The sequence below is a fragment of the Pseudarthrobacter sp. NPDC080039 genome (genome assembly GCF_040702335.1).
GTDB lineage: Bacteria > Actinomycetota > Actinomycetes > Actinomycetales > Micrococcaceae > Arthrobacter > Arthrobacter enclensis_A.
On the sequence record NZ_JBFBKY010000003.1, the window covers coordinates 346,285 to 370,633 of the forward strand.

Consider the following 24,349-nt stretch of genomic DNA (forward strand, 5'->3'; position numbering starts at 1 on the left):
CGATAGTTAACTAACAATGTAGCTAGTCTAACTAGGATTACGCCCTTGTCTACCTGCGGACGGCAGCGGACGCGGCATTGACAGCCTCCACCGCTTCCCGCATGCGCATCAGGAAGTTCATCACCGCTTGAACCTCGTCCGGGGTCAGCGACTCGGCTGCCTCCAGCATTCGCTGGTGCATCTGGTTGAGGTTGTGCCGGACCTCCTCCTCCGCACCGGGAGTAGGACGGAGGATGACGGCCCGACGGTCCGAAGGGTGGGGCTCACGAGTGACATGGCCGCCGGCAACCAGCCTGTCCACCAAACTGGTCATTGACGCTGACGTCACGCCGAGGCGGCCCGCGAGCTCGGTGGGACGGATTCCTGCGCCGGCAGCATCTGCGTCAATGAGGTAGCGCAGCGCCAGGAGGTCGGTCTCCCCCATCGCAACGGAGGAGCGCGTGCGCCGGCGCATGGCGCTTTCTGAGGTCCGGAACTCCCGGAGGGCGTTGATGATGTCAACGGGTCCGGGCTGTCCGCCTTCCACAGGTGGGTAGCTGTGGCCTTCGCTTGCACCGTGCGGGTTCATGCGAATTCCTTCGATATCCTACTTGCTTGGCTGTCTAACAAACCAATGGTAGCCCACTTGGACGGATCCCACCTTCACCACGTTGAAAAGGCCGCACAGGCACTCACGCAGGGCCCGGGGAAAAGTAGAGTACCTGCTACTCGTGCCGCCACCACCCGGTCGCCAATAAGTTTCTAGGAAACCCGCGGCAGGAGGCTGACGGGGTATGACCGGACGGGGGTGCAGGGTGGCGGTTGGCCCGGCAAACAACAAGGGGCCCGAGCGGCAGGGATTCCTGCTGGACCTGGTGACAGGGGCCGACGGGGAGGCGGGATCGCTGCAAAAGCTCGCCGACGGCGCCGCCCGCTGGATCAGTACCACGGCCGGTGCGCCCGTCGAGTGCGCCGCGGTGCTGCACCGGCAGCGATGCTGTCCTTCCATCGCCGGAAGCACTCCGGAGGCGGCAAGCGTTGCCGCGGCCGAAGATGAGCAGGCGGACGGACCGGCGGCACTCGGCTCGGCACTGGCTGCGCCCGCAGTGGTCAATGTGGGCGGTTCACGCTGGCAGGCGTACCGCAGGCGGCTGTTGGAAAGAGGCTTCGGCTCAGCACTCGCCGTTCCCCTGGAACTCCAGGCGGGCTCCGCCGGCGCCGTCATATTCCTGGGCCCGCCAAACTTCGGCTTCAACGCCAGGGTGGTCCATGAGGCATCCTGGTTCGCCGGAGTCGCCTCACAAAGCCTGAAACTGGCCCTTGACGTACATGGCGTTATCCGTGCCGGGGACAACCTCAAACAGGTACTGGAAAGCAGGACCAGCATTGACGTTGCCTGCGGAGTGCTCATGGCGCAGAACCGCTGCTCCTATGCCGAGGCATTCGGCAAGCTCGCAGGTACCTCCAGGAACCGCAATCTCAAGGTCCGCAGTGTGGCGGACAGTATCCTCAAGGCGATGCCCAGCGGCGCGCCCGGAACCCGGTTCGAGCCCCCGGCAATTGCCTGATACAGACGCGGGACGCCTCAGACGCCCGCTGCGGCGGCGTGATGCCTTAGTGGCGCGCCCGTGCCCGGATAAGGCCGGCCGCCACCAGCCCTGCACACCCAAGTGAAGCCAGCATGCCGCCGAGAGCCATGAAGTAGTCGGTAATGGTCATTGTCCTGCGCTCCTTCCGTCCTGCCGATGAGCCCAAGCTACGCGGCGAAACTCAGTGTTGCCTGAAGGATCGCCAGCAGGTTCGGTCAAGATCCGGTAAAGGAAGAATGCGGGGATCCACATACTTGGCCACCGTGACCTTTCCTTTGCCATGGCGTTCCGTATTATTCATGCATGTGGACTAAACAAAGCCAGAGTTTCTGCCCCACCTGCGGCAGGACCACCAATCACGTCACCCACTTCCAAAAGGACGACGCCGGTTCCCTGGTTGCCCACGTCCACTGCGCCGAGTGCCCGGAGACCGCGGCGGCTGTTGCCTAGGCAGTTTCGTTGGACGGAGCGTGCAGACGGAGCACGGCGAAGACGCCCAGTGCGGCTGCCTGGATGAGCGTGATGGTGATGGCCAAGGCAGGAATTGAGCGCTCGTAGAGCAGGCCGATGACGAAGCTTCCGGCCAGCCAGGCGAGCCCGTAGCAGGCCGTGAACATGCCATAGGCACTCCCCCGCCGGACCGCGGGGGCCAGGCCCGCCACACCGGCCCGCATAGTGCTTTCCTGCACCCCCATGGCCGCTCCCCACACCAGCACCCCCACGACGGCAGCCGCGGTGTTGTTGCTGAAGCCCAGCCACGGGACAGCTGCGGCCAGCACCGGCAGCGCCAGCAGGACCTTCAGCCCGATGCGGTCGAAAAGCCAACCGGATACCAGTGCTGCCACCGCGTCCACGCCCATGGCACCGGCGTAGAGGACCGGGACAAGCGCCGGCGGGAGGAGCCCGGCGGCCACCAAATGGAACGAGAGCAGCCCGAACGTTGCGTAGCCGAACATGGTCAGGCTGCTGAACGCGGCGTAGACCCAGTACTGGCGCGGCATGGGAGGAACGTCCCCGGGCACGGCCTGGGCAGGATCGACGCCGGGCGTTGCCGGCTGCGGGCCCGGGGATACGGCGGCGGGCTGCACGGTGGGGGCCTCATACACAGCAGGATCAGGGACCCTGCGGCGAAGCCAGAACAGAATGAGCATGGCTGCAATCCCGGGAACGGCCAGCAGCAGGAATCCGGGCCCATAGCTGCCCGAGAGCGCCAAGGCAACCCCCACGAGCAGCGGCCCCACCAAGGCGCCCACCTGGTCGAGCGCCTCATGCAGGGCGAACGCCTTTCCCTGACCCAGCGCCGAACCGGCCTCCGCGAGCATGGTGTCCTTCGCCGGGCTTCGCACCGCCTTGCCCAGCCGCTCGGCGAGGACCAGGAGGCAGGCAATCCACAGCGCGTCGGAAATTCCCAGCAAGGGGACGGAAATGGCGGTCAGCGCATAGCCGCTGATGGCCAGCGCCCAGCGCAGCCCCGGACGGTCGGCCAGCCGCCCGAACACCAGCCGGAGAACCAGTGCAACCGCTTCGCCGGCACCGGTGACCACGCTGATCAGCAGCGCAGACGCCCCCAGGGCACCAAGGTAGGGTCCGGTGACGCTCCGGGCGCCTTCGTACACCATGTCCATGAGCGCACTGACAATCCCGAAAACCAGGATGAAGCGTATGGCGGTCAGGGGCGCCCCGGGAATCGTCCCGCCGGCGCTGCCGCTAGTGCGCATGCTCCCGGGCCTGCTTCGGGGCGGAGCTGGGGACGGCCGGGCCCGGCAGGTTGCGGCGACGGCGGAAGGCACGGGAACGGGGAGGGTGCGGAACATCGCCTTCAGGGCGGGTGACCGCCAGGATCACCCCAATTCCGGCGAGCGAGGACACCATGGCCGAGCCGCCGTAAGAGATGAACGGCAGTGGCACGCCGATGACCGGAAGCAGCCCGCTCACCATGGCGATGTTGACCACCGCCTGTCCAAGGATCCAGGTGATCACACTGCAGGCGACAATCCGGGAGAATGTGTCAGTGGTCCGGGCGATGGTCTTGAACACCGCAACGGCCAGGGTGGCGAACAGGCCCAGCACCAGCAGTGTGCCGGCCAGGCCAAGCTCCTCCCCGAGGATGGAGAAGATGAAGTCGTTGTGGGCTTCGGGGATCCAGTTCCACTTCTGCCGGCTTTGTCCCAGGCCCACGCCGAACCAACCGCCGGAGGCGAGCGCATACGCACCGTGCTGCGCCTGGTAGCCCATGCCCTGCGCGTCCTCGTCGGACCCCATGCCCAGCCAGGATGAGATGCGCCCCATTCTGTTTCCACTGGTGGCCGCGAGCGCCAGGGCCGCTACCGCGCAGATCAGGCCCGCAACAGAGAACACCTTCATGCGCACTCCGCCGTAGAACATGGTGGCGGCAAGAATCATCATGATGATCATGGTGGTGCCCAGGTCATGCCCCAGCGCCACGATGAACATGATCAGCCCGCCGGCGGGCCCCAGCGGAATGACGGCGTGCTTCCACTGGCCCAGCAGCGCCTGCTTGCGGTCCAGGATTGCGGCAGCCCAGACAATCAGCGAGAGTTTGGCGAACTCGGACGGCTGCGCGGTGAACCCACCCACGCTCAACCAGTTCCGGTTTCCGTTCACTGACATGCCCAGGGGCGTGAACACCAGCACCAGGGCAACCAGGGAGGCGATCAGCAGCGGCCAGCCCAGTTTCCGGATGCGGGGGACCGGCATCCGTGCCAGCACCAGCATGATCACCACGCCGGCCACGGTCCACATGGCCTGCTTCAGGGGAAGATCGTACGGATTGTTTCCGGCCGCCACGGATTCCACTGACGACGCCGAGGCCACCTCAACGAGTCCGATCGCCGAGAGCGTGAGGACCACGGCGAGGATCAGCGGCCGGAGGCGTCCGGGCGAATCATCTTCCAGCCACACCGCCAGCTTGCCCAGCCCGCGCCGGGCAGGACGTCCGCCCGCGCGCTGCTTGTGTCCTGTGTTCATCCGTCCGTTCCTCAGCCTGCACACCCGGGCTTCCCGCATGGTCGGGTCCGTCACCGGGGGCGGGTACCGCCGAGAAAACACAGTACGCCTCCGCCGGGGCATAGGGCGCAGGCACACGCGCCGCGCCACCAGTTCTAGGGAAATTGCCAGCTTCGGCATGTAGGGTATCGGAAACCTGTCCCCTCCCGAAGGTCATCTTGTCGTGTTCGGTTCCAGAAAATCCCCAAGCCCGGAACAGGAAGGCTCCAGCCCCTTAGCCTACCCGGGCCAAGGCCAGCTGTACGCCGCCAGTTCGCGCCACCTCCGGCCTTCCCGCCGTGCCCCGCGGTGGGTCAAGGTCATCACCGGGGTGGTGTCCGTGCTGCTTCTGGGCGTGCTGGCGTTCGGCGGCTACTGGGTGTGGCGGCTGCAGTCCAACATCAGCACCTCCCAGCTCTCGGCAGGCGGACAGCGGACCGAAGGGGCCGTCAATGACAGCACGGACCGTCTGCAGATCCTGGTCCTGGGCTCGGACACCCGCAGCGGCAACAACAGCCAGTACGGTTCGCCCGATGACTCCTCCGGCTACGGGCAGTCGGACGTGATGATGCTGCTGGACATCTCAGCCGACAACAAGCACGTCAACGTGGTCAGCTTTCCCCGCGACCTGCTGGTGGACGTCCCTGCGTGCACGGACTCCAAAACCGGACAGAAGTACCCGGAACAGCAGGATGCCATGATCAACAGCGCCATGAAGCAGGCCGGGATCGGCTGCGCCGTGGACACCGTTAACAAGCTCACAGGGCTGGAAGTGGACCACTTCATGATGGCGGACTTCAACGCCGTCAAGGAGCTGTCCAACGCCGTGGGAGGCGTGGACGTGTGCGTCAGCTCCGCGGTGGACGATCCCGATTCCGGGCTGCACCTGCCCGCCGGCACCTCGCAGGTGCAGGGGGAACAGGCCCTGGCCTTCCTGCGCACCCGGCACGCCTTCACCAACGGCGGGGACCTGGGCCGGATCAAGGCCCAACAGGGCTTCCTCGCCTCACTCACCCGCAAACTGAAGTCCGAGGGCACGCTGGGCAACCCGGAGAAGGTCCTGACCATCGCCGATGTTGTCACCAAGAACCTGACGGTGGATCCGGGACTGTCCTCGGTTCCCTCGCTGCTGACCATCTCCAACCGGCTGAAGAACATCGATCCCGCCAGCGTCAACTTCATCACCGTACCCACGGTGCCGGCGCCGCAGGACCCCAACCGGCTTGCCTTGGATGAACCGGCGGCGTCCAACTTCTTCAAGGCGCTGCGCAACAGCCCGGACCTGAGCCAGCCCGCCCCGGAGGCCCCCGCCAGCACGCCCGCAACACCCGCGGCGCCTGCCTATGACAAGGCCCTGCAGCCGGTTTCCATTGCCAACGGCACAGGCATATCGGGCCGCAGCAACGCGATCGCCGGGATGCTCTCCGGGGCTGGATTCACCAAGCTGACCAAGCTGCCGGCCCAGACGCAGGGCCAGACCATGGTCTACTACTCCGCCGGGTTCGAAGATGTCGCCGCGGATGTGGCCTCGCTGTTCGGCCTGCCGGCCAGCAGTGTCCAGAAGGTGGCGAACATCCAGGGCGTGCAACTGTACGCCGGCACGGACTTTGCCACGGGCACCAAACCCGCCGCTCCGCCGTCGCCCGCGGATTCCTCCGGCGGCGTGGTGGCGCAGACCGGCAGCGACCAGACCTGCGAGTCCACCAACCCGATGGGATAGAAGACCGTTCGCGGAACGTGGATTGCGGGGCCCCAGACCCCGCAATCCACGTTTGCGTGAATACAGCATCCGCTGTACTTTCGATCCATGCAAACCCTCACCCATGCCCCGGTACTGGCCCGCTTCGGCCACGCCGTCTCGGATCCCACCCGCGCCCGCGTGCTCCTGGCGCTGGCGGAGGGCGCGTCCTATCCCTCTGATCTTGCGGACAGCGTGGGTGTCTCCCGGCAGAGCATGTCCAACCACCTCACGTGCCTGCGGGGCTGCGGATTGGTGGTTGCCGTTCCGGACGGGCGCCGCACCCGGTACGAACTCGCGGATGCCGGGATCGGCCATGCCATAAAGGACCTAATCACCGTTGTCCTTGCCGTGGACCCCGCCTGTTGCGCCCCCAACGGAGAGTGCCTGGCATGAGCGCCATGAATGTATCTGCCACGCGGCGGCGAATACTGACGCGGCGGATCAGGATTTTTGCGGCAGCCACCATCAGCTACAACATCGTCGAGGCGGTGGTGGCGTTGTGGGCGGGAGGCACCGCGGATTCCTCAGCGCTGATCGGGTTTGGTCTGGACTCGGTAATAGAGGTGGCCTCCGCAATGGCCCTCTCCTGGCAGTTTTCGGCCAAGGATCCCCAGCGGCGAGAGCATCTGACGCTCCGGATCATCGCCGTGTCGTTCTTCGCCCTGGCGGCCTTCGTCGCCGCGGACTCCATCCGTTCCCTGGCCGGCGGCGGTGAAGCGCAGCACTCGGCGCCCGGCATCGCCATCGCAGCACTGAGCCTGGCCGTCATGCCCGTCCTGTCCTGGGCCCAGCGCCGGGCCGGCCGCGAAATGGGATCCAGATCTGCGGTGGCGGACTCGAAGCAGACCCTGCTGTGCACCTATCTGTCCGCCGTACTGCTGGTGGGACTGGTCCTGAACAGCACACTGGGTTGGTGGTGGGCAGATGCCGGAGCGGCCCTGGTGATTGCGGCCATCGCCGTCCGCGAGGGCATCAACGCGTGGCACGGCGAGGCCTGCTGCGGTGTTCCAGGCGCCGCCGGCAGCGAACCGGAGGTTGCCGCGTGCTGCCCGGGATACTCAGCGACAGCGTCCCGGAGCGTGCTCGGCATTCCCGGGATCAGGGAGAGCTGACGGACAAACTCCTTTTGTCAGCGGGCCAGTTGTCCCTCCGGCTCACGTTCCGGCATTGCCGGTTTGGCCGGGCCGGTGCCTGCAGGCGGGGAAGGCACGACGGCGGGATCCAGCCTTTTGTTCGCCCAGCGCCGGAGCGGCCGCTCCACAAAGCGGAAGGACGCGTAGGCCAGCAGCACGGTAAGCGCTGCAGTCAGGGCGATGCGAAGGGGCAGGGACGGAATCAGCCGCATCAGCAGCAGGTAGACAGGCAGGTGCCACAGATACATGCCGTAGGACAAGTCCCGGCCAGGACGGGACAGCCAGGGGTGGCTGAGGAACCGCGAGAAGAACCCGGCAGGTTGCAGGACCAGGGATCCGATCAGCACGGCGGCCAGCACGGCCAGCACCGTGGGACCAACGCTCCAGAAAGTGTTGAACCAGGCACCCGGGGCGTCCGGTTCCTTGAGCAGGAACAATGCTGCAACCAGGGCGGCGCCGGCAACCGGGGCGGCCCAGCGGGCGGCGGACGCCAGGGCGTTGTGGACTCGGGAGCCCTTCCGGACTGCGGTGAACAGCAGGGCGAGCGTGCAGCCGGCCAGCAGTTCGTCGGCCCTGGTGTCCGGTCCGTTGTAAATCCGGGCCAGCGGCTGGCCGGCATTGACCAGCAGGAACCGGTTCAGCACGAAAGCGGCGGCCACGGCTGCGGTAGCCACCGCTGCGGTGCGGACCCTCCAGAATCGGAGCATCGCCAGCAGGAGCAGCGGCCATACGAGGTAGAACTGTTCCTCCACGGCGAGCGTCCAGGTGGGGCCGAGGGTTTCGCCGGCGATGGACTGGCCGAATGCGCCGAAGTGCGCCAGGTTCATCACGTAGCCGGCGGCCGGAAGGACGAACCCCGTTTGGCCGCCCCAGCCTGAGGCCGGGAACACGAGGCCGACGCCCACGATCACCGCGCAGAGTGCCAGCAGCGCGGGCCAAAGGCGCGCCAAGCGCCTGGCATAGAAGATGCCCAGGCGGAGCCGGCCAGTGGCCATCCATTCCTTCATGATCAACAGGGTGATGACGAAACCGCTCAGCGTGAAGAAGACGTCGACGCCGATGGAGCCACCGGGCATCGACTCGGTAGCCGTGTGAAAGAAGAAGACGCCTGCCACGGCGATGGTGCGAAGCCCGTCCAGGGCGTGCTTCCGCCCCGCGATGAGTCCTGCTCCGGGCACGGCCTCGCCGTCCGCTGCTGACAAAGTTCCACTGCTTGACCTCAAAACCACTAAGCAAGCATATATAACGTTTCCATAACCGGGCTGTGTCCCGGCTGGGAGAAGCATGGGTGTGCGCACAGAACTGCGGCTTGTGGGAGGTGCCCGGCGCTCCTAGATTGAAGACATGCCGGAACCACAGATCACGGACGATTTTGAAGGCATTGTCGACCTGATCGCCCGCACGGAGGACATCAAATCTGTGCTGGACGGCATTACGGACTATGCAGCAGCCACAATGACCGGCAGCATCGGTGTAGAGATTGAATGCGCCATAACGCTGCACCGGCGCAAGCACACCGCCACTATCGGAGGCAGCAGCGGCAGGGCCGTGGTACTTGACCGGATCGAGCAGACGCTGGGTGATGGCCCCTGCGTGGAAGCCCTGCAAACCGGCGTCCCCGTCCTCATGGGCGATGTGTCATCAGACGGGCGCTGGCCAGAGTACCGCAGCGCACTGGCCACCGCCGGCGTCGCCAGCGCCCTTGGCATCCCCATGGCACTGGACAGTGAGTCTGGTGCGGTCCTGGATTTTTTCGCCCCCGCCGGAGGACTGTTCGATGAGCAGGCGGTGGCCAGCGGAGTAAGGTTTGCCGACATGGCGGCCAAAGCGCTGCGCCTTGCCATCCGGATCGCCTCCGCAGACCAGCGCGCCGAGAACCTGAAAGCGGCAATGGACACCAGGACGGTCATTGACCTGGCCTGCGGCATCATCATGGCCCAGAACAAATGCAGCAAGGACGCGGCCTTCGACCTGCTGCGCAGCGCCTCCAACACCCGCAACCAGAAGCTCAACGAGCTTGCCCAAGCATTGGTCAACCGGTTTTCAGGCCCGGCAGACGCGACGGCCCACTTCGACGACTGACACGGTTGCGCTGGACGGCCGCACTGATAAAGACGGGCCCGGGAGCCAGCGACGCTGATGGCCCCCGGAGTATAAGGCGCGGATGTGGCCCACCCCCGAAATATGGTTTCCCTGGGCCACACCCGCGCCGGCTAAAAGGGCGGCGGCGCGCCAAAGGAAAGTTGGGGTGGGGACAGGACGGTCAAGGGCATTCCTCCGATGGCAAAAATCGGGCCACCTGCCTGACCTTCAGCCAGCCTAACAATGGTCTGCCACTCCGGTGTAGGGACTAAATACCCAATTTTTGCTCAATTTCCCCCAATTAATGGATCTGTAGCGAGCAGCACCGGCGCCCTGGCGGTATCAATGCGTTCCGGGAGATCGCGGCCGCCCCGATCCGGGACCATACGGTGAGCGCAACAGCGGGTTAGTGCGCTCCCCCTTTCCACTGCCGCCCCCCTTCTATGTCCGCGCATCGCGCTGCTAGCATGGCCGGTGCCGACACCGACGTCCGTTAATAAAGGAGCCCCCATGGCCACGCGTCTCAACCCCTACCTGAGTTTCCGCAACAACGCCCGGGAGGCGATGGAGTTCTACAAGGACGTCTTTGGCGGCGAGCTGAACGTCAGCACCTTCGCCGATTTCCACGCAAGCCAGGATCCCTCCGAAGACAACCTGGTCATGCACGCCCAGCTCGACAGCCCGTCGGGGCTCACCCTGATGGGCTCAGACACGCCGGCGCGCATGGACTACACCCCGGGGAACACTTTCAGCGTTTCCCTCAGCGGCGACGACGAAGCCGAACTGCGGGGGTACTGGGAGAAGCTGTCCGACGGCGGCACGGTCACCATGCCCCTGGAAAAGGCCATCTGGGGCGATGCCTTTGGCATGTGCACCGACAAGTTCGGCATTCCCTGGCTCGTCAACATCGCAGGCCCGAAGCAGTAGCGCGGCAGCAGCTGTCCGCAGCGGCACGTCCGCCGGACGTCGGCGTTTAGGTGATTCGCGGCGGCACGTCGCCACACCATGATTTGAGTGCGTTGGCAAGGCCGTCCGCAGTGCCTCCACCCACCCACGCGACGTAGCCGTCGGGCCGCACCAGGACCGCCGTGGGCGGCACCACCGAACCCAATACCGGAAGCTGCCATTCGCCGTCGTACGCTGCCGGCACGTACAGCGCGTTTCCTGCGCGGCCGGCTTCCAGGGCCGGGCCACCGAAATCCAGCAGCACCGGCCGGGCCTGGTGCAGCAGCGCGTACACCCGCACCGGGCCATCATCAGAGGTGATGTCCAGGTCCGGCATGCGCCGGCCGAGCAGCGGATGGCCCGCTCCCGGGTGGTAGGCCACGTCCAGCCCCGCGATGAGTGCGGCGATGGGCGTGCCGGCAGCATCAACGCCGAGCACCTCGTCGAGCAGATCACGCAATGCTTCCTGCCGCGGGTCCGACTTCTGGAAGAGGGACTGCGCCATGGTGTATTTGAGGGCCCGCGCCCCTGCCGGGTGGCGCTCCGCGTGGTAGGTGTCCAGCAGTTCCTCGCCGGAGCTCCCCCGCACCACCTGCCCCAGCTTCCAGCCGAGATTGACGGCGTCCTGCAGTCCGAGCCCGATGCCAAGGCCGCCGGTGGGTGAGTGGACATGCGCGGCGTCGCCGGCCAGCAGCACCCTGCCTTTCCGATAGGACTCGGCCTGCCTGGTGGCATCCGTGAACCGCGAGAGCCAGACAGGGCTGTGCACGCCGAAGTCCGTTCCGAACACATCGGTCAACGCCTGCTTCAAGTCCGCCAAGGTGGGTCCGGACGCCGGCCCAAGCGAGGCCTCCGTGACCACCACCCGGACCAACCCGTCACCCATCGGATAGAGCCCGTGGATCCCCCGGCTGTCCACCTTCCCCTGCTGGACCGGCTCCCCCGCCACCCTGACCTCCGCAATGAGGGTGCTGCGGGTAGCGCCCGGGCCCGCCATCGCAACTCCTGCCGAGCGCCGCACCACGCTGTGGCCGCCGTCGGCGCCCACAACGTACCTGGCCCGCACCGTCCCGCCACCTGCGAGCCGGACCTCCACGCCGGCGTCGTCCACTGAAACTTCCGTGACCTCCACACCACGCCAAATTTTCACCCCCAGCTCCTGGACCCACTCCAGCAGCAGCCGCTCGATGTGGTTTTGGAAGAGCGCCAGCGTATAGGGGTGGCGCGTGGGCAGGCCGGCCAGGTCCAGCTGGGTGCCGCCGAAGGTCGCCGTCTGGATTGTCCTGCCCTCGGCCAGGAACCGGTCCGCAATGCCGCGCTGGTCCAGCAGCTCGATGGTGCGCGAATGGATTCCGCCGCCCCGGGAGCCGGCCAGCTCCTGGGACCGGCGCCGCTCCAGGACCAGCGCGTCCACACCAGCCAGCCGCAGTTCCCCGGCCAGCATCAGTCCCGTCGGTCCGCAGCCCACGATCACTACATCGCGCATGTTGTCCCCGCCGTTCCTTTGTTGTGGACCGCCAGTATGGGGCAGCCCGGGGGCCTTGCGGCAAGGCCCCCGCTGCGCGGTATCTTGAAAATGCGAGGAGATTTTGTGGCAGGTGTCGATTTCCGCTTCCCGTGTGCGTCGTATGGGTAGGAGCTTCTCCAATGAGGAGCCCGTGACCACGACAGAAGGGAGCATGACATGTCCAAGTACCTGATCCTGATCTACCAGGACGAGGCGGTGGCCCGGCAGGCCGAAGGGGAATCCATCAGCGCCAGCTACCAGGAGTTCCAGCGGCGGCGCGGCTCTTGCCTGATCGGCGGAGCCGCCTTGCACCCGTCCTCCACGGCGACGTCAATCCGGCGTGATGGGTCCGGCGGATTCGCGGTGACGGACGGACCCTTCGCGGAGTCAAAGGAGACCTTGGGCGGCTACTACCTGATCGAAGCAGCCGACCTTGACGAGGCCCTTGAGATCGCCAAGGAGGTTCCCGCCGGCGTCGGAGTCGAAGTATGGCCGGTGCGGGTGGCCAGCTGATGCCGGGGGCCGCCAGGACAGAAGTTGCTGCCGCGGTTGCGGATGCGCACCGCCGGGAGTGGGCGTTCGTGCTGGCGGCGACGGTACGGGTTGCCGGTGACATCGACGCCGCAGAGGAGGCTGTGCAGGACGCGTACGCCAGCGCGTTGTCCACGTGGGGCAGGAGCGGGATCCCCACCAACCCCGGGGCATGGCTGACGGTGACGGCCCGACGGCGGGCCCTGGACGTTCGACGTCGGACAGCCACGGCGGAGCGTGCCCTGCCCAAGCTGGTCAGCCCCGGAGAGCGCGGCGTTGACGAGGCCGTTGTGGAAGGAGCGGGTCCGGAAGGAGAGGACATCCCGGACGACCGCCTCCGGCTCATTTTCACCTGCTGCCATCCGGCCCTGGCACTCGAGGCCCAGGTGGCCCTGACGCTGCGGCTCCTGTGCGGGCTCTCCACCGCCGAGGTGGCCCGGGCGTTCCTCGTCCCGGAGACCACGATGGCGGCCCGTCTTACCAGGGCAAAGAAGAAGATCGCGGCCGCGCACATCCCGTACCGCGTGCCGGGGGCGTCGGAGCTGCACGAGCGGGTTGATGGGGTGCTGGCGGTGGTGTACCTGGTCTACACCACGGGGCACACGGCTCCGTCGGGAGCGGACTTGATGCGCGGAGACCTGGCCGGGCGCGGGCTCGAGCTGGCCCGGATGCTGCGCGCGCTCCTCCCGGAGGACCCCGACGTGGCGGGGCTGCTGGCGCTGATCCTGCTGACCGGGGCCCGCACCGGCGCCCGGCTGGACGGACAAGGGGATCTGGTCCTGCTGGAAAACCAGGACAGGTCGATGTGGGACCGGCAGGCCATCGAGGAAGGGGTGCGGCTGCTGGGTGCGTCACTGGCGGCGCGTCCGCCAGGCCGCTTCGCCCTCATGGCAGCTATTGCAGCGGTGCATGACGAGAGTGGATCCTGGGCGGACACGGACTGGCACGAGATCCTGGGCCTCTACGACCTGCTCCTGGCAACGTGGCCCTCCCCCGTGGTCCGGCTCAACCGGGCCATCGCCCTGGGCTTCGCGCTGGGCCCCGCGGAAGCCCTCGGAGAGCTGGATGCCCTCGGTGCCGAACCACAACTGGCCCGTTACCCGTACTTGGCCGCGGCCCGGGGTGATTTCCTGGCGCGGCTTGGGCGTGCGGCGGAGGCCCGGCTGGCTTTTGAGGAGGCTCTGATCCTCACCGACAACCAAGCGGAGCGGCGATTCCTCCGGTCTCGGATAAGCGAGCCGCCCGAAAGCCGGGGCCTTCCGGGACAAGGGGAAAGCCCCTCCTAGGAGGGGCTTTCAACGTAGTTGTCAATTGTCATCAGGTAATGGTCAGCGGTGATGCACTCCCCCTTCCCGGACGCTCCCCGGCGCCCATCCGGACTATGACGCCTATCACTTTAATAACCTGCAGCCTGGGCGTAAAGACCCTGGCGGAAAAAACCGAAACCTCCACCCCGGCCTCCCGTCTTTCCCCTATGTTCAGACCCCTGGCGGCGGCCACAACTTTGTTCTATAACTAATAGAACAAAGGGAAGGGTTGGAGGTGCGTTGATCCTCAACGTGGACCTGAGCGCCGACGTACCGATCTATCAGCAGATCCGGGACCAGGTCGTGGAAGCGATCGCGCACGGCGCACTGACGGAAGGCAGCCCGCTGCCGCCCACCCGCACGCTCGCCGCTGATTTCGGCGTCAACTTCCATACGGTCAACAAGGCCTACGACCTCCTTCGGCAGGAAGGGCTGATCCGCCTTAGCCGCGGGACCGGGGCGGTGGTGACCGCGGCTGCCACGGACCAGGTCCTCCCCTCCGACTGGACCGCCAGGGCCCGGACCCTCCTGGCCGAGGCCGTGGCCCGTGGAATACCTCCCGACGAGGTGCTCAGGACCTGCCAAACACTGCTCACTTCCTTTGGTCCCGCAAAGCAGGAGGACACGCGATGATTGTTTCCGTCATTCTGGGTTTCGTGCTGCTGGGACTGGTACTGCTGCTGGCCCTGGTGCTGCCATCGGTGACCAGTGACACCATTCCCTTCGGGGTCCGCGTCCCGGCACAATACGCTGCCAACCAGGTGGTTACCAGGCAAACGCGCATTTACCGGCGGCGGGTCCTGCTGTGCGGTGGTGTCATTGCCGCAGCCGGTGTGGGCAGCGTGGCGGTAACCGGGCAGCCATTGCTGCTGCCGTTGTCGGTGCTGGTGCTGGTTGGTACCTGGTACGGCTGCTTCTTCCTGGCGCATCAGGAGATCCGGGCAGCGAAGCGTGCCGGTGGTTGGTTCGAGGGGCTGCACCAGGGCATCGCGGTGGACACGGAGCTGCGAACCAGTCCTCCGCGGTTCCCCTGGCGCTGGGTGGCGCCGGCGGCGGTCATCACGGCTGCGACGGCGGTCATCGGCGTCGTGATGTACCCCTCCATGCCCCAAACCCTCGCAGTGCACTATGGCGCCAACGGTCTGCCCAACAGGCTGGAAGTGAAGTCAGTCGGCTCGGCTTTTTCGCTGGTCTTCCTGCAGCTCGGCCTCACAGCGCTGCTGGCAGGGATTGCGGCGGCGATCGTCCGCAGCAGACCCGATCTGGACCCGGCCCGCCCGGTGGGATCCTCGCGCTGGGGCCGGCACTACATGACGCTAAGTGCCAAGGCGCTGCTTGGACTGGTCGCCATGATCGATCTGGGCTTGATGGGGTCGTCGCTGTTGATGTGGACCGGGACTGTTACCCGGTGGGCGCCGCTGGTGATCGTGGTCCCCGTCCTGGCCTCCGTGGCGGCAGCAGTCGCGGTCCTGGCCAGGAACAACAGGGACCGCGGCGGAAACGGGGAGGACACGGGGCTTACCCACCGCGATGATGACAGGTACTGGCGCGGCGGCGTGATCTACATCAACCGGGAAGACCCGGCGCTGCTGGTCCCCCGCAGATTCGGCATCGGGTGGACTTTGAACTTCGGTAACCCACGGGCAGCGATGCTGCTGGCCGGAATAGTCGCGCTGATCGGCTTGGTGGTCACGCTCCGCTTTGAAGGATGAGCACGTACGACGGCGGCAGGCGTCCGCCGTCGCACGTCCGCCATTCGTGTGGCGGGCTACCCCCGGGGGATACCCAAACGAAGTTTCGAGGCGCAAAAAGGCCGGCGCTGCCCGCATATGGGGTGCGCCGGCCTGTTTGCGCGTCGGGGACAGTTCTGCGCGTCGACAGGAGCGAGGCTAGATGTCTGCCAGGAGCGACATCGGGGCTTCGATGGCGTCGGCGACGAAGCGGAGGAAGCCGCCGGCCGTGCCGCCGTCGCAGACCCGGTGGTCAAACGTCAGAGTTAGCTCGGTGACCTTCCGGACAGCCAGTTCACCATTAACCACCCATGGTTTGTCGATGATCCGCCCCACACCGAGGATGCCCACCTCCGGGTGGTTGATGATCGCCGCTGAGCCGTCGACGCCGAACACGCCGTAGTTGTTCAGCGTGAACGTGCCTCTGCCCAGCTCAGCAGGAGTCGCCTTGCCATCGCGGGCCACCTGGGTGAGCCGGCGGATCTCCGCATCCAGCTCCCTGGCGCTGAGCCTCTCGGCACCACGCACGGACGGGACCACCAGGCCCCGGTCGGTCTGGGCGGCGAAGCCCAGATTGATCCCGTCGAACGACACGATCTCCTGAGTCCCGTCCTCCGCCGTCTCGATGCGTGTGTTCAGCTCCGGGTACTTCTTCAGGCCTGCCGTGACGAACCGCGCAATGAACGCGAGCAGGCCGGGGACCTCCGCGCCGCCCGCCTTCAGCCCCTCGCGCAGCTCCATCAGCGCGGTGGCATCCACATCCACCCACACGGTGGCTTCTGGGATCTCGGAACGGCTGCGGACCATGTTGGTGGCCACAGCCTTCCGGACCCCGCGGACCGGAGTGCGGGCGGCAACGCCAAGGCCGGTGCGGGGGTCGGTGCCCTTGGTTTCGACGGGCTCAACAGGACCCGACGGCGCTTCAACAGGCTCGGCTTCAGGCGCGGCTTCCGGTGCTGCCGCCGGCGCCGCCGTCTTCATCGCCGCCTCCACGTCGCGGCGCATGATCAGTCCGCTGTCGCCGGAGCCGGAGATGTCGCCCAGGTCCACGCCGTGCTCCCGGGCCATGCGCCGGACCAGCGGCGAGATCACAGCCCCCAACTTCCCGGGTACGCGGGTGCGGAGCAGTGCGAGCTCATCCTCCTTGGACAGCTCGGCGGAAGCGGATTCAGTCCGCTCGTCCACAGCTACGGAAGACTTCCGTGCACGGGTACGCCGGGCCTGGCCATGGCCGCCCGGAGTTCCGTACCCGATCAACACATTCCCGGATCCGGCCTTCTCCTCTTCGCGGTAGGTCTCCGCCTCGGTCGCCGCGGATGATGCCGCCGCGGGAGTGGCTTCTAAGGAACCGGACGAGGGACCCGATGCGAGCTTGCGAGCATTGGGAAGTCCGGGGCCGCTTCCTGAGCCGGCAGCATCGTCCGCAGGACGACTGCTGTCCGGCGAAGGGGCGGGGGCGGCATCATCCGCGGCACCCACGGGAGCGAAACCAAAGGGCGTCACCGAGATCAGCGGCTTCCCCACGTCGATGGTCTCGCCCGGCTGGCCGTGCAGCTCGGCCACGATCCCGGCGTAAGGGGACGGCACCTCAACGGCGGATTTGGCGGTCTCAACCTCCGCGATCGGCTGATCGACGGAAATCTCGTCACCGACGGCAACGTGCCAGGACACCAGCTCGGCTTCGGTGAGGCCTTCGCCGAGGTCCGGCAGCAAAAACACACGTGGTTCGCTCATGGTCAGTTCTCCCACTGAAGGTCGTCAACGGCGTCGAGGATGCGGTCCACGCCGGGCAGGTAGTACTTCTCGAGTTTGGGTGCGGGGTAGGGGACGTCGAACCCGGTCACGCGCCGGATGGGGGCGGCCAGGTAGTGGAAGCAGCGCTCCTGCACCCGGGCCACGATCTCGGAGGACACGGACGCGAAGCCGTGGGCCTCGGCGATCACCACGGCGCGGCCAGTCTTGCGCACCGATTCGCACACGGTGGCGTCATCGAACGGCACGATGGTCCGCACGTCGATTACTTCGAGCGAACGCCCCTCCAAAGCTGCCGCCTCGGCGGCGGCCAACGCGGTGGGGACGGACGGACCGTACGCAATCAGCGTCGCGTCCGTGCCCGGACGCGCGACGGCGGCACGGCCCTCAGTGCCGAGTCCCGCCGTCGTGCCTTCCGCACGGGAGTCCTCGTGGAGGCGCCGGAGCTCCGAAAGGTCCACGGAGTCCTTGGTCCAGTACATCTTTTTGGGCTCCATAAAGACCACCGGATCGTCGGAGTCGATGGCCTCGCGGAGCATCCGGTAACCGTCTGCAACGGTGGCCGGGGTGTAGACCTTCAGGCCGGCGGTGTGGGCGTAGTAGGACTCGGAGGAGTCGCAGTGGTGCTCCACTCCCCCGATGCCGCCGCCGTACGGAATGCGGATCACCAGGGGCAGCTTCACGGCGCCCTTGGTGCGGTTGTGCATCTTGGCCACGTGGCTGACGATCTGCTCGAATGCGGGGTACGCGAAGGCGTCGAACTGCATCTCGATCACCGGGCGCATCCCGTTGATCGCCATGCCCACGGCCATGCCCACGATGCCGGATTCGGCCAGCGGGGTGTCAAAGCAGCGCTGCTCCCCGAACATGGCGGTGAGTCCGTCGGTGATGCGGAAGACGCCGCCCAGCATGCCCACGTCCTCGCCGAACACCAGGACGGAGGAATCGGCGGACATGGCGTCGGCGAGTGCGGTGTTCAGTGCCTTGGCCATGGTGACCGGCTGCGGTCCGGCTGCTTCGGCGGACGCGGCGGCTGAAGCTGCCGCGCGGGCGGTGGCGACGGACACGTTGCCGTTGGCCTCGGACGATGTGGTGATGGTGGGGCTCACTTGCCGCCCTCCTTCGAATCGGTTGCTGCGGCGTCGCGGGCCATCTCGTCGGCGAGCATGGCCGACTGTTCCTTCAGCTGGGGCGTCTGCGCAGCGAAGACGTGGCGGAAGAGTTCCTGCGGGTCCACGGGCACGTCCTCGCCCAGGCCCTCGCGCAGCTGCGCGGCAACCGCCTCGGCGTGGTCGCGGATCCGGGCCTCGCCGTCGTCGTCCAAAAGCCCCCTCCCCGTGAGGTAGGTGCGCATACGGTTGACGGGGTCCTTGGCCCGCCACTCCGCAACCTCGGCGCTTTCCCGGTAGCGGGTGTCGTCGTCGGCGTTGGTGTGGGCCTGCATGCGGTAGGTGTTGGCCTCCACCAGCAGCGGTCCGGAGCCTTCGCGGGCCAGCTTCACGGCGCGGTCCAGGACGGCGAGGAGCGCCACGACGTCGTTGCCGTCCACGCGTTCGCCCGCCATGCCGTAGCCCACGGCCTTGTGCGCGAGCGACGGCGCCACGGACTGGTGCGCCAGCGGCACCGAGATGGCGTACTTGTTGTTCTGGACGAAGAAGATCACCGGCAGGTGGAAGACGGCGGCGAAGTTGAGCGCCTCGTGGAAGTCACCTTCGCTGGTGGCGCCGTCACCGCACATGGCCAGCACCACGGTGTCCTCGCCGCGCAACTTGGCGGCGTGGGCGACGCCGACGGCGTGCAGCAGCTGGGTGGTCAGCGGCGTGCACTGGATGCCCACCTTGTATTTGAGGGGGTCATAGCCGCTGTGCCAGTCGCCGCGGAAGATGGTCATCACCTGGACGGGGTCAACGCCGCGCGTCATCACAGCGACGGCGTCGCGGTAGGTGGGGAACATCCAGTCACCCTCGGAGAGGCAGAGGGCCGCGGCCACCTGGCAGGCTTCCTGGCCGTGGCTGGACGGGTACACGGCCATGCGGCCCTGCCGGACCAGGGCGGAGTTCTGGTCGTTGACGCGGCGGCCGACGACGAGCTGCTCGTACGCTGCCAGCAGTTCCTTGTCGCCGGGTACGGGGTATTCGTGGCCCGGCTGGGTGCCCTGCTCACCTTCGGGGATGAGCCGGCCGTCCGGGTCCACCATCTGGATCTGGTGCCGGGCGGGGAGCATGTAGTCCTCCACCGTGATGCCGAACTTCTTCACAGCTTCCGTGAGCGCGTTTCCTGGCGCTGCGGTGCTGGTGGTGTCCGGCACGGTGTGGTCTGCGGAGATCGTCATTGGTCCGTCCTTCGGTAGCCACTATTCCCTCCCAGTATTGTCCTGGCGGAGGTTTCGTATCCAGTACCTGGGCGAATCATGGAGAAGCTGCTCCGAAGTCCCTACTATGGAAGACGATTTGTAACTGTGACGTGGATTACCGACGGGAGTCGTGGACAAAATGCCGGGCAAGGATGCTGCTGCCGAGGTTCCGCTGGATGAGATTGACCGCCGCATTATTTCGGAGCTGACCCGGGACGGCCGGATGTCCGTGACACAGGTGGCCGAGAACGTGCACATCTCGCGTGCGCACGCCTACTCCCGGATTTCCCGGCTGACTTCTGATGGGGTGCTGACCCGGTTTACCGCGCTGGTGGATCCCATCAAGGCAGGGCTGAAGTCCTCCGCGTACGTGACGCTGAAGCTGAAGCAGGATTCCTGGCGTGAACTGCGGGACCAGCTGGGAGCCATTCCCGAGGTGCACCACATCGCCCTGGTGGGCGGGGACTTCGACGTCATCCTGCTGGTCCGCGCCGTGGACAACATCGACCTGCGCCGGGTCATCTTCGACCAGCTGCAGACCATGCCGGGCGTGCTGGATACGCAGACGTTCCTGGTATTCGAGGACGTGGATACGCGGTAGGAAGCGGCTCCGCCGCTGGCCGGCCCCCTTACTTCCTGAGGCGTGCCGAGGCCGGCACGGAGGGCCGTCCGAGTAATGACAGGGCTGCCGCCACGGCAGCAAGGACCGCCAGGAGTGCGGCGGCCATCTGGAAACCGAGACCGGACCCACCTGGCACCCCTGCACTGTCTGCAAGGGCAGGGGCGAGCGAATATGCTGCTGCCCCCAATGCCACGCCGAGAGAGGTTCCCACTCCCCGGGTCATGTTCATCACGCCGCTGACCATGCCCGCCTGGTGATCGTGTCCGGCGGCTGCCACCGCAGCATTGTTTGCCGGCGTGAAAAGGCCCAATCCCAGGCCCAGGGCAGCCAAGCCGGCCGCAGTAATCCACAGACTCGACGAAGGCCAAACCAGGATGGCCAGGGCGGCCGCGGCCAGCCCCATACCGGCCGAGGTGGGCAGCCGGGCTCCGGACCGGTCCGCGACAAAACCCGCAGCAGGAGCCACGAGTCCAAGTGCCACTGGAAGCACCGTCAGCAGCAAACCTGCTTGGGCGGGTGGCAGGGAATACTCGGACTCCAGGTGCAGGGGCGTGACGAACAGAACCCCGAAGAGCACGAGATAACTCAGCAGGCCGGTCGCGATGCCCCGGCTGAAGGTCCCGGTGCGGAACAGTGAGAGATCCACCAAGGGATGCCGCGCCCGGCGTTCGAGCAGGACAAACACGACGAACAGAACAGCTGATGATGCCAGCAGGCCCAGAACAGGAGGGTTACCGAAACCGGACCGGGATGCCTCGGACAATGCCAGAAGGAGGGCACCAACAGCCGGCATCAGGGCCACCAGCCCTGGCCAGTCCAGCCTCACCAGGGGAGCCTTGACCCGGGTTCGAGGCAGCAGCAAACAGCCCAGCACCACCCCGATCACGCCTGCGGGAATGTTGACGAAGAAGACCCACCGCCAGCCGCCCAGGCCAATGAGGATGCCGCCCACGGAAGGGCCCATGGCCAGGCCAACCGCCTGCGCGGCCCCTTGAAGCCCGATGGCCTTGCCGAGCTTCCCGGCGGGCATGCTGGTCCGGATCAGCGCGACGCTGTTCGCCTGGAGCATGCTCGCCCCTACCGCCTGAACCCCCCTGGCCACCAGGAGCCAGGTTATGTCCGGCGCCAGCGCGCAGCCCAGGGAAGCGAGGGTAAACAAAGCGAAACCGTAGGTGTAGAGCAGTTTCCGCCCCACCATGTCTGCCAGGCGGCCGACGGCCGAGATGCTGCCCACCAGCACCAGCAGGTAGATCAGGGCAACCCATTCCACCTGCGCGAGCGAAGCGTTCATTTCGGTTCTGATGCTTGGGACCGCCAATGTCACGATGCTGGCGTCCAACTGGCCCATGAAAGCACCAATGCACACGGTGGCAACCACCAGCCAGGCAGCCCCCGGCCGCCTTCGGACCCAGTCCGGCCGGGCCGGTTCCCGCAACAGTTTCCCCCAGCCGACGGCTGAATCGGGGGCTAAGGGGACTCCCTGGCGGGCATCTTGTTCTGTCACAGAACTATTCTACGTGGGAACTAAAAGGATAAGCTCACGGTATGAACACGATGCGTGTCCCCTCTTCCCCCGCTGCGGCACCTGCGCATGACCCTTCCGGCGCGGATGCATGGTCGCTGACGGGAGTGATAACGCGCCTTCGCCGGGTCCTGCGCTCGAGCGTCCGGCAGGATTTCCCATGGGAGTCTTTGCCCATGGCACAGGTGGAGGTCCTTCAGCGGCTGGCCGATGAGCCGGGCATCGGAGTCCGCGACCTGGCGGAGCGTCAAAGGCTGGCCACCAACACCGTGAGCAGCCTCATCCAACAAATGGTGACTTCAGGGCTGGTCACCCGTACCCCCAGGCCCGGAGACCGCCGGGCCGTGACCCTCAAACTCACCAGCGCCGGAGCGGAAGTCCTCTCGGGGTGGCAGGCAGCCAACCACCGAAGGCTGGGCCAGGCACTGCGGCAACTCACTCCAGCAGAACAGCAGGCGATAGAAGACGCCATCCCTGCCCTTGCAGCCCTCGCCGCACTGCTGGAATTGGAGGACGAACTCCAAGGCCAGAACCACAGCCAGCAAAACCAGACACCATGATGTACGGTACTGCGTCGCCGGCGCCCCAGTATCGGCCCGGCCTCCTCGTCGTACGGGACGAACCGGCCCCGAAAAGAGCGACCGCAGCAGACCTCCAGAACAGGACCCCATGACCGACAACGGCCCATTCATCCCCTCCCCGACGGTTAGCGCTTTTCACATCGGCCCGCTGACCATCCATTTCTATGCGCTCTGCATCATGGCCGGCATCATCTTTGCTGTCTGGCTGACGTCCCGGCGCTGGCACGCGAGGGGCGGCCAGGCCGAACAGGTCCTGGACATCTGTGTGTGGGCGGTCCCGGCCGGGATCATCGGGGGGCGCGCCTACCACGTCATCACCGACCCCGAGCTGTACTTCCAGCCAGGCAGGAATCCGTGGAACGCCTTTGCAATCTGGGACGGTGGACTGGGGATTTGGGGTGCCGTGGCGTTGGGTATCGTCGGCGCCTGGGTTGGCTGTCGCCGGAAGCACGTCTCTTTGGTGGCGTTCATGGACGCCGCGGCGCCGGGCCTGGTCTTCGCCCAGGCCCTGGGCCGGTGGGGAAACTGGTTCAACAACGAACTGTACGGGGATCCCACCACCCTTCCCTGGAAGCTTCAGATCCATCAGATGGATCCCGCTTCCGGTTCCGCCGTTCTGGGCCCTTCGGGAGCTCCCGTGGTCATCGGCTATTTTCAGCCAACGTTCCTTTACGAATCGATCTGGTGCGTAGCGGTCGGAGCCGTCCTGCTGTATCTGGACCGGCGCTTCGTTCTGGGTGCGGGCAGCGTGTTCGCACTCTACGTTGCCGGCTACACGGCGGGACGCTTCGCCTTTGAATTGATGAGGTCCGACTACGCCAACGTGATTCTGGGCCTGCGGGTAAACACCTGGGTGGCAGGACTGATATTCCTGGCCGGCGCTGCCGCCTTTGCCCTGTTGTTCCGGCGCAGACGATCGACGGCCGTGGATCCAGGGCCCATTCCGGCGTCAGGAAAAGTTTCCCAGAACGAACTTTCCTAGACTTACAGCGGTCCCCGGGATACCGACGTGATCCCGCAGGCTTGGGTAAGGTCTGATCATGATCCAGGCAGCGTCGGTGTCCGCCCTAACGTCCTACCACTGGCTTGGGATCCCTATCGCGGTGGCCGGCGCCATCCTGCTTGCGCTTGGAACGTTGTTCCAGCACCGGGCCGTGGAAGACCAGCCTGCCGCTTCCGGGCGTGCTGTCGGAAGCATGGGCGGAGGACGCCTCCAGGCCCTCGTTCGAAATCCAAAGTGGCTTGCCGGGACAGCGATGCTGGGCGGCGCCATCCTCCTCCAGCTCACCAGCCTCCGGTTCTCCCCGTTGATCGTGGTCCAGCCCATCGGTGCGGTGGCCCTGGTGGTCACCACGCTGGCCACGGCGCGGATAACCCGCAGGTCCCCCGGCCGCCGGTCCCTCACCGCCGTCGGGTTGTGCATGGGCGGCGTGGGGGTGTTCGTTGCGGTAGCGGCGCTGTCAGCACAGGACGTGGAGATCAGCGACCGGCACCTGGTCACCATCCTCATCGTTTTGGCCGCGGTCCTTGCCTGCGTGGCCGTCGCCTTTGTGTTGTGGCGCCACCGGGCGGGCGCGGTGGTCTTCACCGCCGGCGCCGGGGTCCTGTTCGGATTCGTCGCGGCCCTGGCCAAAACCGTGATCGGCCGGCTGTTCCAGGGCGATTTCGAGTGGCTGTCCCTGACATGCGTCGCCGGCCTGGTCGTTGCCGGCCTCGCAGGGAGCTTCCTGGTCCAGAACGCCCACAGCCGGGGAACGCCCGAACTGGTGGTCGCCGGACTCACCGTCATCGACCCCCTGGTTGCCGTGGCGATCGGTGTCACCATCCTCGGCGAGGCGGACACGGCGCCTCCGCTTGCGATTGTCCTGTTCCTCCTGTCCGGTGCAACCGCCATCGCCGGGGTCTTCCTGCTCGCGGGGGTCCGGAAGCCGGCGAGGCCGGGAGTGAAACCATAGCGCCGGCTTCTCTT

General features: G+C 66.5%; 23 protein-coding genes. 14 read left to right on the plus strand and 9 right to left on the minus strand.

What is annotated here, in order from left to right; all coding sequences use genetic code 11:
• Positions 1 to 49 precede the first annotated feature (49 nt).
• Positions 50 to 568 (minus strand): MarR family transcriptional regulator, encoded by a 519-nt coding sequence (locus tag AB0313_RS05580; protein ID WP_141940441.1) that lies wholly within the window; start codon positions 566 to 568, stop codon positions 50 to 52.
• 205 nt (positions 569 to 773) lie between these two features.
• Between AB0313_RS05580 and AB0313_RS05585 the strand changes: the two genes are divergently transcribed.
• On the plus strand, positions 774 to 1,547 hold the full coding sequence (locus tag AB0313_RS05585; protein WP_366304142.1) for an ANTAR domain-containing protein: 774 nt from the start codon (positions 774 to 776) through the stop codon (positions 1,545 to 1,547).
• Positions 1,548 to 2,014: 467 nt separating this feature from the next.
• Here AB0313_RS05585 and AB0313_RS05590 read toward each other — a convergent pair whose 3' ends face one another.
• Positions 2,015 to 3,286, minus strand: a complete 1,272-nt coding sequence (locus AB0313_RS05590; protein ID WP_366304143.1) for an MFS transporter — start codon at positions 3,284 to 3,286, stop codon at positions 2,015 to 2,017.
• Positions 3,276 to 4,556 (minus strand): putative lipid II flippase FtsW, encoded by a 1,281-nt coding sequence (gene ftsW / locus AB0313_RS05595; RefSeq protein ID WP_307304706.1) that lies wholly within the window; start codon positions 4,554 to 4,556, stop codon positions 3,276 to 3,278. The genes AB0313_RS05590 and ftsW overlap by 11 nt, the downstream gene beginning before the upstream one ends.
• 202 nt (positions 4,557 to 4,758) lie before the next feature.
• Here ftsW and AB0313_RS05600 point away from each other — a divergent pair, with 202 nt between their 5' ends.
• The 3 genes from AB0313_RS05600 (at position 4,759) to AB0313_RS05610 (ending at position 7,427) form a co-directional block, all read left to right on the plus strand.
• On the plus strand, positions 4,759 to 6,294 hold the full coding sequence (locus AB0313_RS05600) for an LCP family protein (RefSeq protein ID WP_366304145.1): 1,536 nt from the start codon (positions 4,759 to 4,761) through the stop codon (positions 6,292 to 6,294).
• Between the two features lie 87 nt (positions 6,295 to 6,381).
• Positions 6,382 to 6,708, plus strand: a complete 327-nt coding sequence (locus AB0313_RS05605; RefSeq protein WP_366304147.1) for a metalloregulator ArsR/SmtB family transcription factor — start codon at positions 6,382 to 6,384, stop codon at positions 6,706 to 6,708.
• Complete coding sequence (locus AB0313_RS05610; protein ID WP_366304149.1) at positions 6,705 to 7,427, plus strand: cation transporter; 723 nt, start codon at positions 6,705 to 6,707, stop codon at positions 7,425 to 7,427. Before AB0313_RS05605 ends, AB0313_RS05610 begins: the two co-directional genes overlap by 4 nt.
• A gap of 17 nt (positions 7,428 to 7,444) precedes the next feature.
• On the opposite strand, the gene AB0313_RS05615 is transcribed toward AB0313_RS05610, so the two are convergent.
• The gene (locus AB0313_RS05615; protein ID WP_366304151.1) at positions 7,445 to 8,650 is read right to left on the minus strand and encodes an acyltransferase; all 1,206 of its coding nucleotides are present in this window, start codon (positions 8,648 to 8,650) and stop codon (positions 7,445 to 7,447) included.
• Positions 8,651 to 8,792: 142 nt separating this feature from the next.
• On the opposite strand from AB0313_RS05615, the gene AB0313_RS05620 reads away from it, so the two are divergent.
• Both AB0313_RS05620 and AB0313_RS05625 read left to right on the plus strand, forming a co-directional pair.
• On the plus strand, positions 8,793 to 9,530 hold the full coding sequence (locus tag AB0313_RS05620) for a GAF and ANTAR domain-containing protein (RefSeq protein ID WP_366304153.1): 738 nt from the start codon (positions 8,793 to 8,795) through the stop codon (positions 9,528 to 9,530).
• A gap of 510 nt (positions 9,531 to 10,040) precedes the next feature.
• On the plus strand, positions 10,041 to 10,457 hold the full coding sequence (locus AB0313_RS05625; protein ID WP_141940435.1) for a VOC family protein: 417 nt from the start codon (positions 10,041 to 10,043) through the stop codon (positions 10,455 to 10,457).
• A gap of 46 nt (positions 10,458 to 10,503) precedes the next feature.
• Here the strand turns inward: AB0313_RS05625 and AB0313_RS05630 are convergent, their stop codons facing one another.
• A complete protein-coding gene (locus AB0313_RS05630) occupies positions 10,504 to 11,961 on the minus strand; it encodes an FAD-dependent monooxygenase (RefSeq protein ID WP_366304155.1) in 1,458 nt (485 codons plus the stop codon).
• Positions 11,962 to 12,159: 198 nt separating this feature from the next.
• Between AB0313_RS05630 and AB0313_RS05635 the strand changes: the two genes are divergently transcribed.
• The 4 genes from AB0313_RS05635 to AB0313_RS05650 all read left to right on the plus strand — a co-directional run bounded on the left by AB0313_RS05635 (position 12,160) and on the right by AB0313_RS05650 (position 15,532).
• On the plus strand, positions 12,160 to 12,495 hold the full coding sequence (locus AB0313_RS05635) for a YciI family protein (RefSeq protein ID WP_366304157.1): 336 nt from the start codon (positions 12,160 to 12,162) through the stop codon (positions 12,493 to 12,495).
• A complete protein-coding gene (locus tag AB0313_RS05640; protein ID WP_366304159.1) occupies positions 12,471 to 13,799 on the plus strand; it encodes a DUF6596 domain-containing protein in 1,329 nt (442 codons plus the stop codon). Before AB0313_RS05635 ends, AB0313_RS05640 begins: the two co-directional genes overlap by 25 nt.
• Positions 13,800 to 14,060: 261 nt before the next feature.
• The gene (locus tag AB0313_RS05645) at positions 14,061 to 14,453 is read left to right on the plus strand and encodes a GntR family transcriptional regulator (protein WP_141940431.1); all 393 of its coding nucleotides are present in this window, start codon (positions 14,061 to 14,063) and stop codon (positions 14,451 to 14,453) included.
• Complete coding sequence (locus tag AB0313_RS05650) at positions 14,450 to 15,532, plus strand: DUF5808 domain-containing protein (RefSeq protein ID WP_366304161.1); 1,083 nt, start codon at positions 14,450 to 14,452, stop codon at positions 15,530 to 15,532. Before AB0313_RS05645 ends, AB0313_RS05650 begins: the two co-directional genes overlap by 4 nt.
• Before the next feature lie 177 nt (positions 15,533 to 15,709).
• Here AB0313_RS05650 and AB0313_RS05655 read toward each other — a convergent pair whose 3' ends face one another.
• Genes AB0313_RS05655 through AB0313_RS05665 form a run of 3 tightly spaced genes read right to left on the minus strand, consistent with a single transcriptional unit; the run spans position 15,710 to position 19,634 of the window.
• The gene (locus tag AB0313_RS05655) at positions 15,710 to 17,284 is read right to left on the minus strand and encodes a dihydrolipoamide acetyltransferase family protein (protein WP_366304163.1); all 1,575 of its coding nucleotides are present in this window, start codon (positions 17,282 to 17,284) and stop codon (positions 15,710 to 15,712) included.
• A 2-nt stretch (positions 17,285 to 17,286) separates the two neighbouring features.
• Complete coding sequence (locus AB0313_RS05660; RefSeq protein WP_366304164.1) at positions 17,287 to 18,411, minus strand: transketolase C-terminal domain-containing protein; 1,125 nt, start codon at positions 18,409 to 18,411, stop codon at positions 17,287 to 17,289.
• A complete protein-coding gene (locus AB0313_RS05665; RefSeq protein WP_366304165.1) occupies positions 18,408 to 19,634 on the minus strand; it encodes a thiamine pyrophosphate-dependent dehydrogenase E1 component subunit alpha in 1,227 nt (408 codons plus the stop codon). Before AB0313_RS05665 ends, AB0313_RS05660 begins: the two co-directional genes overlap by 4 nt.
• A gap of 160 nt (positions 19,635 to 19,794) precedes the next feature.
• Here AB0313_RS05665 and AB0313_RS05670 point away from each other — a divergent pair, with 160 nt between their 5' ends.
• Positions 19,795 to 20,256 carry an Lrp/AsnC family transcriptional regulator gene (locus tag AB0313_RS05670; protein ID WP_141946154.1) on the plus strand — a complete coding sequence of 154 codons (462 nt, stop codon included), beginning with the start codon at positions 19,795 to 19,797 and terminating at the stop codon, positions 20,254 to 20,256.
• Between the two features lie 28 nt (positions 20,257 to 20,284).
• Here the strand turns inward: AB0313_RS05670 and AB0313_RS05675 are convergent, their stop codons facing one another.
• On the minus strand, positions 20,285 to 21,781 hold the full coding sequence (locus AB0313_RS05675; protein ID WP_366304166.1) for a DHA2 family efflux MFS transporter permease subunit: 1,497 nt from the start codon (positions 21,779 to 21,781) through the stop codon (positions 20,285 to 20,287).
• Positions 21,782 to 21,822: 41 nt separating this feature from the next.
• Between AB0313_RS05675 and AB0313_RS05680 the strand changes: the two genes are divergently transcribed.
• The 3 genes from AB0313_RS05680 (at position 21,823) to AB0313_RS05690 (ending at position 24,335) form a co-directional block, all read left to right on the plus strand.
• Positions 21,823 to 22,359 (plus strand): MarR family transcriptional regulator, encoded by a 537-nt coding sequence (locus AB0313_RS05680; RefSeq protein WP_222116058.1) that lies wholly within the window; start codon positions 21,823 to 21,825, stop codon positions 22,357 to 22,359.
• 109 nt (positions 22,360 to 22,468) lie between these two features.
• Positions 22,469 to 23,362, plus strand: a complete 894-nt coding sequence (gene lgt, locus AB0313_RS05685) for a prolipoprotein diacylglyceryl transferase (protein WP_366304167.1) — start codon at positions 22,469 to 22,471, stop codon at positions 23,360 to 23,362.
• Positions 23,363 to 23,420: 58 nt separating this feature from the next.
• Complete coding sequence (locus tag AB0313_RS05690; protein ID WP_366304168.1) at positions 23,421 to 24,335, plus strand: DMT family transporter; 915 nt, start codon at positions 23,421 to 23,423, stop codon at positions 24,333 to 24,335.
• Positions 24,336 to 24,349 lie beyond the last annotated feature (14 nt).

Excerpts from the sequence above, each read along its gene's own strand:
- AB0313_RS05585 (WP_366304142.1), top strand. The coding sequence starts at position 774 with ATGACCGGACGGGGGTGCAGGGTGGCGGTTGGCCCGGCAAACAACAAG.
- lgt (WP_366304167.1), top strand. The coding sequence starts at position 22,469 with ATGACCGACAACGGCCCATTCATCCCCTCCCCGACGGTTAGCGCTTTT.
- AB0313_RS05605 (WP_366304147.1), top strand. The coding sequence starts at position 6,382 with ATGCAAACCCTCACCCATGCCCCGGTACTGGCCCGCTTCGGCCACGCC.
- AB0313_RS05680 (WP_222116058.1), top strand. The coding sequence starts at position 21,823 with ATGAACACGATGCGTGTCCCCTCTTCCCCCGCTGCGGCACCTGCGCAT.
- AB0313_RS05665 (WP_366304165.1), bottom strand. The coding sequence starts at position 19,634 with ATGACGATCTCCGCAGACCACACCGTGCCGGACACCACCAGCACCGCA.
- AB0313_RS05590 (WP_366304143.1), bottom strand. The coding sequence starts at position 3,286 with ATGCGCACTAGCGGCAGCGCCGGCGGGACGATTCCCGGGGCGCCCCTG.
- AB0313_RS05655 (WP_366304163.1), bottom strand. The coding sequence starts at position 17,284 with ATGAGCGAACCACGTGTGTTTTTGCTGCCGGACCTCGGCGAAGGCCTC.
- AB0313_RS05650 (WP_366304161.1), top strand. The coding sequence starts at position 14,450 with ATGATTGTTTCCGTCATTCTGGGTTTCGTGCTGCTGGGACTGGTACTG.
- AB0313_RS05635 (WP_366304157.1), top strand. The coding sequence starts at position 12,160 with ATGTCCAAGTACCTGATCCTGATCTACCAGGACGAGGCGGTGGCCCGG.
- AB0313_RS05670 (WP_141946154.1), top strand. The coding sequence starts at position 19,795 with ATGCCGGGCAAGGATGCTGCTGCCGAGGTTCCGCTGGATGAGATTGAC.
- AB0313_RS05620 (WP_366304153.1), top strand. The coding sequence starts at position 8,793 with ATGCCGGAACCACAGATCACGGACGATTTTGAAGGCATTGTCGACCTG.
- AB0313_RS05580 (WP_141940441.1), bottom strand. The coding sequence starts at position 568 with ATGAACCCGCACGGTGCAAGCGAAGGCCACAGCTACCCACCTGTGGAA.
- AB0313_RS05625 (WP_141940435.1), top strand. The coding sequence starts at position 10,041 with ATGGCCACGCGTCTCAACCCCTACCTGAGTTTCCGCAACAACGCCCGG.
- AB0313_RS05610 (WP_366304149.1), top strand. The coding sequence starts at position 6,705 with ATGAGCGCCATGAATGTATCTGCCACGCGGCGGCGAATACTGACGCGG.
- AB0313_RS05690 (WP_366304168.1), top strand. The coding sequence starts at position 23,421 with ATGATCCAGGCAGCGTCGGTGTCCGCCCTAACGTCCTACCACTGGCTT.
- ftsW (WP_307304706.1), bottom strand. The coding sequence starts at position 4,556 with ATGAACACAGGACACAAGCAGCGCGCGGGCGGACGTCCTGCCCGGCGC.
- AB0313_RS05640 (WP_366304159.1), top strand. The coding sequence starts at position 12,471 with ATGGCCGGTGCGGGTGGCCAGCTGATGCCGGGGGCCGCCAGGACAGAA.
- AB0313_RS05630 (WP_366304155.1), bottom strand. The coding sequence starts at position 11,961 with ATGCGCGATGTAGTGATCGTGGGCTGCGGACCGACGGGACTGATGCTG.